The following is a 12,795-nucleotide window of genomic DNA, read 5'->3' as shown; positions in this document are numbered from 1 at the left end:
GTCATTGACCTGCCGGCCTTGGCTTGTTTCGTTTCCCGGCTCTCCGGCGCACATGTGCCGGAGAGCCTTTTATAACAGCCTGTGCAGAAGCACTTCCGGTCTGTTTATTCGCCCATGAGCTTCCGCCGCTTCAGCAGGAGCATCACAGCGCCTGCGGCAGCCGCCATCATCGCGCCGCTCAGCAGGAAGATGGGGAACCCGTCGCCGGTCTGGACACTGTTTTCGATCCAGCGGGCCGTCAGGGTCGTGTCACCCTTGACGCTGTACACGCTGGAGGCGTCGTAGCGGTTGCCGTCCTTGTCGTACCAGCCGCCGAAGGTATAGCCCTCCCGGGTGGGTACGGGCAGGGTGCCCACAGCCTGACCGTATACCACCGCCAGAGCAGAGGGCTCCACCTTGCCGCCATTGGCGTTCAGGGTAATGGTGAAGGTGCTGTCCTCCTGACCCCAGCGGGCGGTGAGGGTCACACCATCGGCTGTGCTGTAGACGGTGGAAGCATCATAGCGGCTGCCCACCTCGTCGAACCAGCCCAGGAACACATAGCCCTCCCGGGTAGGTGTGGGCAGGGCGCCCACGGCCTGGCCGAAGGTCACCTGGACCAGGGCCACGTCGGTGACGCCGCCGTTGGCGTCCAGGGTGATCTCGTAGATATTGGCGGTCCAGCGGGCAGTGAGGGTGGCGTCTCCGGCGATGGCATATATGGTGTCCTCGGTGTACTGCGCACCGTTTTCGTCATACCAGCCGTCGAAGGTATAGCCCTCACGGACGGGCACAGGCAGCTGGCCCACAGCTATGCCGTACTGGACGCTGACGGAGTCGGGCTTCACCATGCCGCCGTTGGCGTCCAGAGTCACGGTATAGCCCTGACCAGGCAATACCTCCACCACGCAGTAGGCGGTGACGCTGGTGTTGATATCGGTGGACACCTTGATGTAAGCGTAGCCGGGCTTGTGGGCGGTGACAACGCCGTTTTCATCCACGGTGGCTACCTCGGGGTTGAAGGAGGTCCAGGTCAGCGCGGCGTCCTCCGCCCGGGTGGGGGTAGGAGTCAGCGTCGCGTTCAGCGCCAGAGTCTCCAGGGGATGCAGGGTGGCCCGGGTATCATCCAGGCGCAGGGTATTGGCCTGCACCGGCAGGCAGACCACGGCGAAGTTCACATGATACTGCCCGTCCTTGGTGGTGGCGGTCAGATAGCTGACGCCGGGCTCCGAGGGGGTGTAATAGGCAACGTTCTTGCGGGTGCCGTTAACGTTGACGTCCTCGGCGGTCTCCAGCTTGCCGCCGCCCTCCGTCACCGTCCAGTTGAAGGGACCGTAGGTGCTGTCGGGACGGTCATAGGTGACGCCGGAGAGGTCACCCGCCGGATTACCGGCCTTCTCCGTGCCGTCTGCCCGGATCACCACCGTGGTGGAGGAGCCGTAGGGGGCGGACACGACGATATCGCCGGTGGTACGGTCATAGGTATAGCCATTGTACATGGCGTTTTCCGTCAGCTCATACTCATAGCCGTAATCATAGCGGTAAACCACATGGATGGACTCCGGCAGGGCATAGCCCTCGGTGTTCACCAATCTGCCGCGCCAGGGCTCGCTGCCGGAGAGGACAAAGTCCGGGCCGTCCAGCACCAGGCCGGTGGCGGCGGTGGTGGGATTGTCGCTGCCGCCGGAAACATACCCCTGGGCCGTGTACAGCTTCACATCGGAGAAGGAGTGGGTCTGGCGATACCGGGCGATGAGGCTGGCGGTCTCACCGGCGGTGACGTAATAGGTCTGCTCGTTGTAGTAGGCGTCGGACTGCAGGTCCTCCTGGTCGGAGGTCTGATAGACGTCCTCCCAGTCAAAGGTCATGGTCCGGGTAACACCGTTGATGGTGACGTCCAGATGGCCGGTTCCGGAGGGGATCTTGTCCGCGGAGGCCTGATAGTTCAGGTCGATAAGGCCCTCCAGCGCGTCGCTGCTGTTCTGGGAGACGCTGACCAGGCCCGCCCAGTCCTCGTCGTCCTCATATACCAGCCACTGATTCTGATAGATCTCCACATCGGCGGGCTGCAGGTCCACCACCCGGACGGTGATGGCGCCGTTGGGCTTCAGGCCGGAGAAGTGGTCCATGGACAGCTTGAAGTCCTTCACCTCCGTGGAGGATGCCTCCACCGCTATGACGCACAGGGCGGAGTAGGTGCCGTTGGACACGGTGATGATGGCCTGGCCGGGAGCCACAGCCACCACATGACCGAACTCATCCACCGTGGCCACCTCGGGGTTGCTGGAGGTGCGGGTGATGGGCGCCGTGGAGCCGGTGTTGTTGTTCACGCTGAGGTCAAAGCTCTGGCCGGGGTGCAGGCGGGCGGATGTCTGGGACAGGGTCAGGCCCTGGGAGGCGTCCACCTTGATGGCATAGGTGCGGTCATTGGCCGCATAGTCGCCGCAGGAGAGATACACGTTGCCGGTCCAGTTGTAGCTGCCGCGATACTCCGTCACATCTGCGGTGAAGGTGAAGGTGTGGGTATCGGCGTCATAAATGCTCTGGGAATACAGGGGATTCAGCAGATCGATGTTGTACTCGGTGATTTCCCGGCCGGTGGAGTCGGTATAGGTCCGGCTCACCTGGGCGTGGACCGCCACGGAGGCCAGGGAGCCGTCCTCGTCATAGACGGTGCCCTGCATATAGGTGCGGCCATCCTTCTGATAGAAGGTCACGGCGTTGTTCTCCAGCTTGGGGGCCTGGGTGTCCACCAGCACGTCGAAGGAGAGCACGTCGCCGGTCTTGTCCATTTTGTGGCCGTTGAAGGTGGGCTCCTTGCCGTCCACGAAGGACTCGAAGTCCGTCACCGGACGGCCCAGCTCCTCATTGTCCACGGTGTCACCGTAGTCACCCTCGCCATAGGCGGTAATGGTGTAAACGCACTGGGTGCCGTTGGGCAGGACGTCGCCGTTCAGGTCCGTTCCGTCCCAGGCATCCGTGAAGTAGTAAAGGGACATGGGCAGGACCACGCCGTAGCCGGCCTGATAGACGCTGCGGGGCACATAGGTGTTGAAGGTGCGGAAATAGAGCTCGTTGGTGTTCTTGTTCCGGACCTCGGTGACAAAGAGCTTGGCATCCCGCAGCTGATAGAGCTCAAGGTCGTCAATGGCGTCGAAATAGCCGCTGCCGTCCGGGGAGATGGCAAAGTTCTCCTGGTGGAAAACTGTCTGCTTGCTCTCGGCGGCAATGTCGGTATCAAAGATGTTCTGGCCCAGGTTCAGGAAGTTCACCACTTCCCCGGCGCTGCGGATGGTACTGCCCACCACGTTGACGCCCAGGGTACAGTCGTTGTTCATCACGTTTTCGCCGTCCTGGGGCTCGTCGAACCAGTTGGCGCGGTCCAGGATGGGGGCAGAGGTCCAGTCGCCCAGGAAGGCCAGCAGGGGCATGCCGATCTGAGGCGCGGAGCCGTCGGCGGCGGTGAGGATCACAAAGCCCTCCACATAGCTGCCGTTGGGGAACAGGTCGCGGATGGCGGCGATGTCGGAAGCGGTGAGGGAAACGGTCCGGCTGACCTGTGTGCCGCCGGCGGGCACGCTGACGCTGCCCAGATCCACCTCACGGATCAGCACATCGCTGGCAAGGACCATGGTCTTGCCGTCCTGCTCTGCGGTATCCGGCCGCAGAAGCACGGCCTTCATGCTGTAGCTCAGGGTGTCGCTGCCCAGGTTCTCCACCCGGAAGTCCAGATCATAGCTGCCGCTCCAGCCGGGATCGTCGCCCAGCTCCAGCTTGCCCACCAGCTTGCCGTCCACATCGATGTAGGCAGGGGTGGAAATGGCCGCGGCTGCGTTCACAAGGCCGGCGCCCTGGCGGCGGGGAGAGACGTATACGCCGTTCTCCTGCTGGGGCACGGCGGTGCTCACCAGCAGATGGTTGGTCAGGTCGGCGCTGGCGGCGGCGTCCTGCTGGGGATGCTGGGACTTGACATACTGCTCCACCAGCGCGGCCAGGCCCGCCATATGGGGCGTCGCCATGGAGGTGCCGCTCATCAGACTGTAGGACCCGGTATAGTCATCGTACTTCCCGGCGCCCTCCACATAGCTGCTGTCCATCACGGTGGACCAGATGTTGCCGCCGGGGGCGGTGATCTCGGGCTTCAGCTCCAGTCCGGAGCCGCTGCCCCAGGAGGTGAAGGAGGACATCTGGCCGCCCTCCTCCCAGTCGGACAGCTGGTCCTGCTGGTGAACGGTGATGCGGACCTCCTGCCCGGCGTTCAGCGCATCGATCATGGCCGCGCCGTCCACGCCGGAAATAAAGGCGGAGGTCAGCGAGGTGTTGTCCGTGTTCATGTTGATAAGCGTGGTGGCGGCGGGGTCGCTGTCATAAACCAGCACAGCCAGCACGCCGTAGCTCTCGCCCATGTAGTTGGTGCCGGAGAAGCTGCTGGCATTGTTGATCTTGTCGGCGAAGGAGAGGGTGCTGCCGTCTGCGCTGCCGCGCTTGACCAGGGCAATACCCGTCTTGCCGCCGTTGTAGCCGTTGCTGAATCCGGCGTTGTAGTAGTCCATGTAGGTGCCGTAGCCCGCGTCATACACAACGAAGCTCTGGCTCTCGGGGAACTTCCCCTTCATGGCCACTTCGTTGGGGTCGGAGAAGGGCACGGTATGGCTCTGGCCCTGGGCGTCGTTCCAGCTCAGCACACTCTGCATGTTGATGGTGCTGTTGATGGAGGCCACCGCCAGGTTGGAGGGGTAGACGGCGGGAGAGGACATCATGGAGATATCCGGGTCCTCCGCCAGGTTCAGGCCGCCCCGCTCATTGCCCTGGGCGGGGGAGTTTTCGCTGTTGCCGGCGGCGGTCATCAGAATGACGCCGGCCTGCTCCAGCCGGGCATAAACGCCGTGGATGGCGGTGTCATCATAGGCAAAGCCGTTGTCGGAGCCCAGAGACAGGTTCACGGCGTCGGCGCCCAAGGTCATGGCGTCCTCCAGGGCGTTGAGAATGGCGCTTTCCGTGGCGCCGGAGTTGCCGCCGTCGGCAAAGACCTTCATCATCATCAGCTGGGCATCGGGGGCTACGCCGGAGAAGAGGACCTCGCCCTCCTGGCTCTGGACAAAGCCCGCCACGGTGCCGGAGACGTGGGTGCCGTGGTTGCTGCCGCTGTTGCGGACGTTTACGTCGCCGCTGATGATCTCGCCGGTATAGGGGTCGGCGTCTCCGGCGTAGTCAAAGGCGAAGGGAACCTTGCGGGTCTTGTACATGGCCTCGTTGGAGGCGGGGCTCAGCCTATTGGCATTGAGCTGGCGGCCGTTCAGGAAGGCCAGCAGGGACTCCTTGCTATAGCGCAGGTCGCTGTCGCTGAGGTGGGAGTAGAAGGAGTCGTCCCGGAAGGCCTCGTGGACCCGGCGCAGACCGGTGACGTTGGCGCCCTCCTCATCGCTCCACCAGCTGGAATACTCCATGTCCAGGCCGGAATCCACCACGGCCACCAGCATTCCCTTGCCGGTGTAGCCCTTGTTCCAGACCTCCTGCAGGTGGACCATGTCATAGCTGTAGCCTGCCACACCGGCATTGGTGGCCGGAGAGGCGGGCTGACTGTAAACATGCTGCACATGGGCGGACTTCACGCCCTTCAGACTGCGGATGGTATCCAGCATGCCATAGGGGGCGCGGACGGCCATGCCGTTAAAGAGCACCGTCCACTGCTCCATCAGCTCAGGGGCGCCGGCAGTGGAGGTGCCCTCCGCCTGGAGAGCGGCGGGCTGGGCCGCCTGGATCTCGGCAAAGACCTTTTTCTGATCCCGGCGAATGGCGGCATCCTGTTTCTCCGCGCGGCCGCCGGCAAGATAGGCGGCGATCTCCGCACCGGCAGAGCTGGTGGAAGCCGTTTTCTTCGCGGCAAAGCCCTCCAGCACGGGAGCGCGCTCCAGCTCCACGAGGATGGTCACCATATCATCGGGCTGATGCCCGGTGGGCTGGGTGGTTTCCGCCGCAGAGTCGTTCTCCGCCATGGCGTCCAGCCGGGGGGTGCCGCTGACCTCCTCCGCCTTCACCACGGTCCCGTCGGGGGCGGCGGCTTCGGCGGCCAGAGCCGTGGGCACCAGGCCCAGCAGCATGACCAGCGTCAGCAGCAGTGCGATCACTCGTTTCATGTTATACATTCCTCCCTTGTGTTGAACTCCCATGTTCTGCATTCTTTATAGGACAATGAATGTTCTATGGTCATGGGATGACTGCCGTTATTATAGCACTTTACCGCAGCGGTGTCAAGCTATGCCGGGTGGAACTTCCGGGTTTTCTCCATTGAAACAGGAGAATAACATGCCGCTTGATAAATCACGTCCCACAAGATACAATAACACTTCGTTATATATAACGCAGTGTTATTATACAAGGATGGTGCTTATGCCGGCAGTCAGAAAAGTTTCAAAGGAACAGATCATCGACGCTGCGGTGGAGGTATTGCGTGACGACGGCTTTTCCGCCATCAATGCCCGCAGCGTCGCCAAAAAACTGGGCTGCTCCACGCAGCCGATCTACTTTTCATTCAAGAACATGGACGAACTGAAGGCCGCGCTGACGCAGCGTGCGATCGAACTGCACACACAGCGCGTGCGGGATTCTCTGTGCGCCCACGAAGGAAACGACAGCCGCTACAGCAGCTACGGCATGGGCTTCGTTAAATTCGCTGCCGAGGAAAAGCAGCTGTTCCGCTGGCTCTATCTGGAGGGCGAACAGCCAGGGGCATATCAAAGCGATGTTCTGATGCAGGAGGTCATCGGCGTGATCGTCGATGAATTCGGATATGCGGAGGACGTCGCACGCCGCTTTCATCAGGATATGATCTACTTTACCTACGGACTGGCGATTCTCGCCAATACGGATCATCTGCACCTGACGGAGGCAGAGCTGCGTGAGGCGTTCCGCCGGGAGTTCCGCGCGCTGATTGCCATTTATGGAAAGCCCGCAAAGCTGCCTGAATTTGCTGTGAAAGCCGGTGTTGCTTTATGAATCTGAAGGTATCCTTTTCGTGGATCGGGCTTGTGATCTTTGCGCTGCCCATGCGGCACATCTCACCGTGTCGATTCAATCCTTTTGCTGACATTTGCAAAGCGCAAGCAAAACATCGAGATTTTGATCAGGTGACACTGGATGTCTGGACATTCAATGAGTCGGCGCAGAAATTCTATGCGGCAGCAGGCTTTCAGCCCTATCGGTGCTTTTGGGAAAGCCAAACTTGATAAGCACAGGGAGCGATAAAATGAAGCGATCTTTGACTCAATAATTAGGGCTGCTGGGCGTTGTCAGCTTTCTTTCGTACACGGCGGCGGTCGTGTTTGCGCCGCTGACCTATCCCGGCTATAACTGGATGGCACAGGCTGTCAGCGACCTGAGTGCCGCCAATGCGCCATCGCTGGCACTCTGGAATCAGCTGAGCGCCCTTTACAATGCGTGCGAGGTCGTTTGCGCGACCGTCGTCTGTATCGGCATCCAAGGACAGAAAACCAAGCTGCTCCGTTCGGGCATTTATCTGTTCGCCATCATGGAGTGGATCTCGGCGGTCGGGTATCGGATGTTCCCGCTCAGTAGCAACGGCTATGCCGGGGCCTTTCAGGATGTGATGCACATGGTCACAACCGCTTTGGTGGTGCTGCTGTCCATCGTATCACTGACCATGATCATCGTCGCAGGAGCCAAGAGCAAAAACTGTCGTTCTTATGGTGTCTGCGCCGCTGTCGCATTGGCCATGATGCTTGTGGGCGCAATGGGTATGAAAATCGTCCCTGCCGAGTATTTCGGCGTGGTCGAGCGTTTCAGCGTGTTTGCTGCAACAGGCTTCAATGCGGCGCTTGGCATTCACCTGTTTTGTATGAAACCAAAAGAAATCAAGGAGTAAACATATATGAGCATCATTCCCTATGTGATCGAACAAACCAGTCGCGGCGAACGTAGCTACGACATTTTTTCCCGGCTCCTCTCCGACCGAATTGTTTTTCTCGGTGAGGAAGTAACGGACGCATCCGCCAGTTCCATCGTCGAGCAGATGCTGTTTCTGGAAGCACAAGACCCAGACAAGGATATTCAGTTCTACATCAACAGCCCCGGAGGCTCGGTCACGGCCGGGTTTGCGATTTACGACACCATGCAGTATCTCAAGTGCGACGTGTCCACCATCTGCATCGGTCTGGCCGCGAGCTTCGGCGCTTTCCTGTTAGCAGGCGGCGCAAAGGGCAAGCGGATCGCACTGCCGAATGCGGAAAACATGATCCACCAGCCGCTGATCGCTGGGAACGGCGTACACGGCCCGGTCACGGATATTCAGATCGTGACCGAACAAATGCAGAAAACCAAACAGCGGCTGACCCGCATTCTTTCCGAGAATACGGGAAAAACCTTTGCACAGGTTGCCGCCGATACGGAGCGCGACAACTACATGTCGGCGCAGGAAGCCCTTGCTTACGGGCTGATCGACAAAATTATTGACAAGAGATAAGGAGAAACGCCATGTCAGAAAAGAAGATCACCATTCGTTTGGAAACCAAAGATGACTATCGCAATGTTGAAAACCTGACCCGCGAGGCCTTTTGGAATGTCTACCGCCCCGGCTGCATGGAGTACTATGTGCTGCACTGCTATCGGGATGACCCGGCATTTGTGCCGGAGCTGGACTTCGTCATGGAGCTGGACGGCGAGCTGATCGGGCAGGTCATCTATGTGTGGTCGGAAATCGACTGCGATGACGGAAGAAAGGTGCCGATCATGACCTTCGGCCCCATCGGCATTGCGCCCGCATACAAGCGGCAGGGCTACGGAAAGAAGCTGCTGGACTATTCCATGGAAAAAGCCAAGGAAATGGGTGCAGGAGCACTTGCCATCACCGGCAATATTGACTTTTACGGCAAGTCCGGCTTTGTGCCTGCCAAAATAAAGGGTATCCGCTATGCCGACGACCCTGAAGCGGATTATTTTCTCATCAAGGAGCTGACGCCCGGTTTTTTGGACGGTATCTCCGGCACCTACAAAGACCCAGTGGGATATTTTGTCTGTGAGAAAGACCCGGAGGGCTTTGAACGATTTGAAGCGACTTTTCCGAAGAAGGAAAAGCGGAAGCTGACGGGGCAACTGTTCTGAACAGGAGGAAAAAATGGCATCCGGTAAAGAGTATCTTCATTTCATTCTGGAACAGCTATCCGATCTGGACGATATTTCTTACCGTCCTATGATGGGAGAATTTATCCTCTATTACCGAGGTAAAATCGTCGGTGGAATCTATGATGATCGACTGCTTGTAAAGAAAACAAGATCCGCTCTGGAACTTATGCCTGCGGCAATCTGTGAGCTCCCGTATGAGGGAGCGAAAGAAATGCTGCTGGTGGATGAAGTTGATAGCAAAGTGTTTCTTACAGAGCTCTTTGAGGCAATGTTCGATGAATTGCCATCGCCAAAACGAAAGAACAACGGCATTGGAGGAATAACCGATGAACTATATTCGGATCACAAAAGAAAATATTGACAAGGAACATATCTGCTGCGCCATGTCCGGTAAGCAGAGCGTCGAAAAAAAAGAATGGCTGCGGCAGCGCTTTGATGATGGACTTGTTTTCTATCGCAGCGAAGAACGCGGTAAATGCTTTATCGAATACATTCCGGCTGAAAACGCATGGGTGCCTATTGAGGCAGACGGCTATCTCTACATTGACTGTCTCTGGGTATCCGGTTCCATGAAGGGACACGGATACTCAAATGATCTGCTGGAGGCGTGCATCCGTGATGCCAAGGCGCAGGGGAAGAAAGGTATTTGCATTCTGTGCGCGGAGGGCAGGAAGCGGGAATTTCTTGCTGACCCGAAATTCCTTGCCTACAAAGGGTTCCGTGTGGCAGACATATCCGACTGCGGGATCAATCTCATGTACCTTTCCATTGAACCGACTGCACAGATGCCGAAGTTCCGGGAATGCGCGAAGCATCCGGCGATTGAAGATAACGGTTTTGTTCTGTATTACACCGATCAGTGTCCCTACACCTATTATTGGGTACCAAGGGTGCAGGAGGTGGCGAAGGAACATGGTATCCCGTTCAAGGCCATCCATATCACTGACAAAGAATCTGCACAGAATGTACCCGCACCGGTCACGACCTATGCCCTGTTCCGGGACGGTCAGTTTCTGACACAGAGTATTCAGTCGGATAAAAAATTCCTGGCGCTGGCGGGCTTGCAAAACTGATTGTAGCGAAATGCAAGCATGCGATGCCGTCGAAAAGATAGCAGGAGGCAATAACCATTGCAATACGAAAAAGAAATTATCTTAAAGGACGGCGCGAAATGCCTTCTTCGCGGAGCGGGTGAAGCTGATGCCGCCGAAGTGCTCCGCACTTTTGATCTCACGCATGCAGAAACGGACTATTTTCTGACCTATCCGGAGGAAAATTCGTTCACCGTCCAAGAGGAAGCAAAATTTTTGAAGGCGCGCAGCGAAAGCAAAAATGCCATCGAAATTGCGGCGTTCGTTGACGCCAGGATTGCCGGAACAGCGGGCATTGATCCGATTGATGACAAGGAAAAGATTCGCCATCGTGCGGACTTCGGCATCGCCATTGAAAAAGCCTACTGGGGGCGCGGCATCGGGAAGGCTCTTACGCTTGCGTGCATCGAATGCGCGAAGCAAGCGGGATACCTGCAAATAGAGCTGGAGGTCGTAGCAGAGAACGCATCTGCTGTCCGGCTGTATGAATCGGTCGGATTTCAGGAATATGGTCGCAATCCAAGAGGTTTCCGTGCAAGAAGCGGCTGGCAAACGCTTGTTCTTATGAGGCTTGAACTCGATTCTTAAGCACCCCTCGGTTTCATAACCCCGTCGGTGCCTTTCGCAGAAAGGCGGATTATACCTATGAACCTGCCATTGGAAGACCATTTGTACTTTTCCATCCAATCCCTACTTGTATCGTGTCCATTTTAAGAATGTACTGTGCGACACGCCCAATGCGATGGCGGCGGCTCTGGCTGAGAGCTGGCCGCTTTCCCATTTTTGACGCACATCTTCATATGACTCTGGCAAGGGCAGCGGCCTCCGCCCGAACTTCACGCCCCGGGCCTTGGCTGCTGCAATTCCCTCTGCCTGCCGCTTGCGGATCATCTCCCGCTCTGTCTGCGCCACATAGGATAGAATTTGCAGCACCAAGTCGGCGATGAAGGTACCCGTCAAGTCTTGGCCCCGGGCCCGCGTATCCAGCAGAGGCATGTCCAGAACAACGATGTCCACCCGCTTTTCCTTGGTGATGACTCGCCACTGCTCCAGAATCTCCCCATAGTTGCGGCCCAACCGGTCAATACTCTGAATGACCAGCAGATCGCCGGGGTGCAGCTTTTTTACGAGACGCTTGTATCGGGGACGGTCAAAGTCTTTTCCGGACTGCTTGTCCATGTAAATATTCTTTTTGGCGATCCCAAACGCCGTCAGCGCAATCATTTGACGCTGCTCGTTTTGCTCCTTTGACGAGACCCTCGCATAGCCATAGTTCATAATCCGACCTCCAATCCATTGAATGAATAGATTGTAAGCCAGCCGCCAAAATTTCCCGATTAACCCTTTTGAGATAATTATAACTCAAAAGGGTTAATCTTTTCAAGTGCATTCGGATATGCTTTCTCTATAAAAGGAGAAAGTACTATGAATATTGGAGAAGCTGTTAAAGAGAGAATTATAGAGTTATGTCGGGAGCGGGATATTTCCATCAACAAACTGTGCAACATGAGCGGTGTCACGCAATCGACTGTCAATAATATTGTCAGAGGACGCAACAACAGTGCAACGATTTCAACCATCAAAAAGCTATGCGATGGCTTGGGTATCACGATTCAGGAGTTTTTTGCGTCAAATCTGTTTACCGAGTTGGAGCAGGAGATCGAATAATATGGGCGGCGACTGCTACGATGCCGCCGCCGCCTGACGTTATCTCTCCCAATGCTCTTTTTTCTTGGACTGATTTTGCGGAACTGTTCTCTGTTCTTTCTGCCGCCGCATAATGAGCTGTCGCACTTGCCGTTCTTCTGTGTCCTCTCCAAGCAGACGCGATGCTTCCTGCTTGGCGCTGAGCAGCACAATAAGAGATGGCTTCTCCTGCATGGTGTCCTCTAATTGCTTTTTGACTGCCTTTTCCAGCGCAGGGCGAATGACCTGCCGTGCTTTGTACAGCTCTACCGGGTCAAAATCCGCAGCCTGCGCTTTCAGTTCAGCGTATTCATCCAAAGCCTTATCCAACTCGGCAGAGTATTTCTGCTCCTGCGCCTCCAGCTTTTTTAGACCGGCCTCCATGGTGGCAATATCCTTGCGGAACGCCTCAGCGCCTGCATCCTCCGCATACTCAAATCTTTGCAAAAGGAGTGCCTTTTCGGAACGGAGTTCTTCCAAATCTTCTGTCAGCTCGGTAATGCAGACAGCCAGCGTTTTGTGGCGTTTCACATGGTATATTGGCAATTCCTTTTTCTCAGCAACCAGCGCTTTGCGCTCCTTGCTCTTTTTCTTGATTTGCTGCACCAGACCGGTGTAACGCTCCAGCTCCGGCTTCCATACGGCGAGAGATTTTTGAATATGCGATTTGCCACCGCGAATATGCGAGAGCTGATAACAGAAGATCAGCACCCGGCTGCGCAGCTTCTCCAGCCCCTCCGCAATGGCCGGTACGGTGCGGGCGACCAGTGCGGTCAACTTTTTGATTTCAGCTTTCAGCTCCCGTAGCAGGGCATTGTCCGCCTTGATCTGCCGGTTGATCTCGCAGCGGTCAGCGATGATCCCTTTCCGCTCCAGCGCCCGTGCCGTCACGCCCTCATGA

Annotated in this window: 11 protein-coding genes and 1 pseudogene; 9 read left to right on the top strand and 3 right to left on the bottom strand. The window is 57.3% G+C overall.

Going from position 1 to position 12,795, the window contains the following annotated elements:
- Positions 1 to 104 precede the first annotated feature (104 nt).
- On the bottom strand, positions 105 to 6,116 hold the full coding sequence (locus LKD37_RS14880) for a S8 family serine peptidase (protein ID WP_302929900.1): 6,012 nt from the start codon (positions 6,114 to 6,116) through the stop codon (positions 105 to 107).
- A 253-nt stretch (positions 6,117 to 6,369) separates the two neighbouring features.
- Here LKD37_RS14880 and LKD37_RS14875 point away from each other — a divergent pair, with 253 nt between their 5' ends.
- Genes LKD37_RS14875 through LKD37_RS14840 form a run of 8 tightly spaced genes read left to right on the top strand, consistent with a single transcriptional unit; the run spans position 6,370 to position 10,796 of the window.
- Positions 6,370 to 6,975 (top strand): TetR/AcrR family transcriptional regulator, encoded by a 606-nt coding sequence (locus LKD37_RS14875; protein ID WP_302929899.1) that lies wholly within the window; start codon positions 6,370 to 6,372, stop codon positions 6,973 to 6,975.
- Positions 6,972 to 7,205, top strand: a complete 234-nt coding sequence (locus LKD37_RS14870; RefSeq protein WP_213540298.1) for a GNAT family N-acetyltransferase — start codon at positions 6,972 to 6,974, stop codon at positions 7,203 to 7,205. The genes LKD37_RS14875 and LKD37_RS14870 overlap by 4 nt, the downstream gene beginning before the upstream one ends.
- Before the next feature lie 50 nt (positions 7,206 to 7,255).
- Positions 7,256 to 7,861, top strand: a complete 606-nt coding sequence (locus LKD37_RS14865) for a DUF998 domain-containing protein (protein WP_306414504.1) — start codon at positions 7,256 to 7,258, stop codon at positions 7,859 to 7,861.
- A 6-nt stretch (positions 7,862 to 7,867) separates the two neighbouring features.
- Positions 7,868 to 8,458, top strand: coding sequence for an ATP-dependent Clp protease proteolytic subunit (locus LKD37_RS14860; RefSeq protein ID WP_213540300.1), 591 nt, complete (start codon positions 7,868 to 7,870; stop codon positions 8,456 to 8,458).
- Between the two features lie 11 nt (positions 8,459 to 8,469).
- On the top strand, positions 8,470 to 9,096 hold the full coding sequence (locus LKD37_RS14855) for a GNAT family N-acetyltransferase (protein WP_213541554.1): 627 nt from the start codon (positions 8,470 to 8,472) through the stop codon (positions 9,094 to 9,096).
- 13 nt (positions 9,097 to 9,109) lie between these two features.
- Positions 9,110 to 9,478 carry a TfoX/Sxy family protein gene (locus LKD37_RS14850; RefSeq protein ID WP_213541553.1) on the top strand — a complete coding sequence of 123 codons (369 nt, stop codon included), beginning with the start codon at positions 9,110 to 9,112 and terminating at the stop codon, positions 9,476 to 9,478.
- Positions 9,444 to 10,190: an N-acetyltransferase gene (locus tag LKD37_RS14845; RefSeq protein ID WP_302929898.1), complete on the top strand. Its 747-nt coding sequence runs from the start codon at positions 9,444 to 9,446 to the stop codon at positions 10,188 to 10,190. The genes LKD37_RS14850 and LKD37_RS14845 overlap by 35 nt, the downstream gene beginning before the upstream one ends.
- A gap of 57 nt (positions 10,191 to 10,247) precedes the next feature.
- The gene (locus LKD37_RS14840; protein ID WP_213541552.1) at positions 10,248 to 10,796 is read left to right on the top strand and encodes a GNAT family N-acetyltransferase; all 549 of its coding nucleotides are present in this window, start codon (positions 10,248 to 10,250) and stop codon (positions 10,794 to 10,796) included.
- Between the two features lie 102 nt (positions 10,797 to 10,898).
- Here LKD37_RS14840 and LKD37_RS14835 read toward each other — a convergent pair whose 3' ends face one another.
- Positions 10,899 to 11,486, bottom strand: a complete 588-nt coding sequence (locus LKD37_RS14835; RefSeq protein WP_213540302.1) for a recombinase family protein — start codon at positions 11,484 to 11,486, stop codon at positions 10,899 to 10,901.
- 147 nt (positions 11,487 to 11,633) lie between these two features.
- Here LKD37_RS14835 and LKD37_RS14830 point away from each other — a divergent pair, with 147 nt between their 5' ends.
- A complete protein-coding gene (locus tag LKD37_RS14830) occupies positions 11,634 to 11,876 on the top strand; it encodes a helix-turn-helix domain-containing protein (RefSeq protein WP_213540303.1) in 243 nt (80 codons plus the stop codon).
- 39 nt (positions 11,877 to 11,915) lie between these two features.
- On the opposite strand, the pseudogene LKD37_RS14825 reads toward LKD37_RS14830, so the two are convergent.
- A pseudogene (locus LKD37_RS14825) lies at positions 11,916 to 12,795 on the bottom strand (MobQ family relaxase); the annotation flags it as partial.

Source organism: Brotocaccenecus cirricatena, assembly GCF_020687045.1.
Classification (GTDB): Bacteria; Bacillota; Clostridia; order Oscillospirales; family Oscillospiraceae; genus Vescimonas; species Vescimonas cirricatena.
The sequence above is the reverse complement of the archived record's forward strand: the minus strand, read 5'-3'. Positions and strand labels throughout refer to the sequence as shown.

What these genes read in the sequence shown, in the direction of transcription:
- LKD37_RS14850 (WP_213541553.1), top strand. Translation starts at nt 9,110, where the DNA reads ATGGCATCCGGTAAAGAGTATCTTCATTTCATTCTGGAACAGCTATCC.
- LKD37_RS14875 (WP_302929899.1), top strand. Translation starts at nt 6,370, where the DNA reads ATGCCGGCAGTCAGAAAAGTTTCAAAGGAACAGATCATCGACGCTGCG.
- LKD37_RS14835 (WP_213540302.1), bottom strand. Translation starts at nt 11,486, where the DNA reads ATGAACTATGGCTATGCGAGGGTCTCGTCAAAGGAGCAAAACGAGCAG.
- LKD37_RS14830 (WP_213540303.1), top strand. Translation starts at nt 11,634, where the DNA reads ATGAATATTGGAGAAGCTGTTAAAGAGAGAATTATAGAGTTATGTCGG.
- LKD37_RS14860 (WP_213540300.1), top strand. Translation starts at nt 7,868, where the DNA reads ATGAGCATCATTCCCTATGTGATCGAACAAACCAGTCGCGGCGAACGT.
- LKD37_RS14870 (WP_213540298.1), top strand. Translation starts at nt 6,972, where the DNA reads ATGAATCTGAAGGTATCCTTTTCGTGGATCGGGCTTGTGATCTTTGCG.
- LKD37_RS14855 (WP_213541554.1), top strand. Translation starts at nt 8,470, where the DNA reads ATGTCAGAAAAGAAGATCACCATTCGTTTGGAAACCAAAGATGACTAT.
- LKD37_RS14845 (WP_302929898.1), top strand. Translation starts at nt 9,444, where the DNA reads ATGAACTATATTCGGATCACAAAAGAAAATATTGACAAGGAACATATC.
- LKD37_RS14880 (WP_302929900.1), bottom strand. Translation starts at nt 6,116, where the DNA reads ATGAAACGAGTGATCGCACTGCTGCTGACGCTGGTCATGCTGCTGGGC.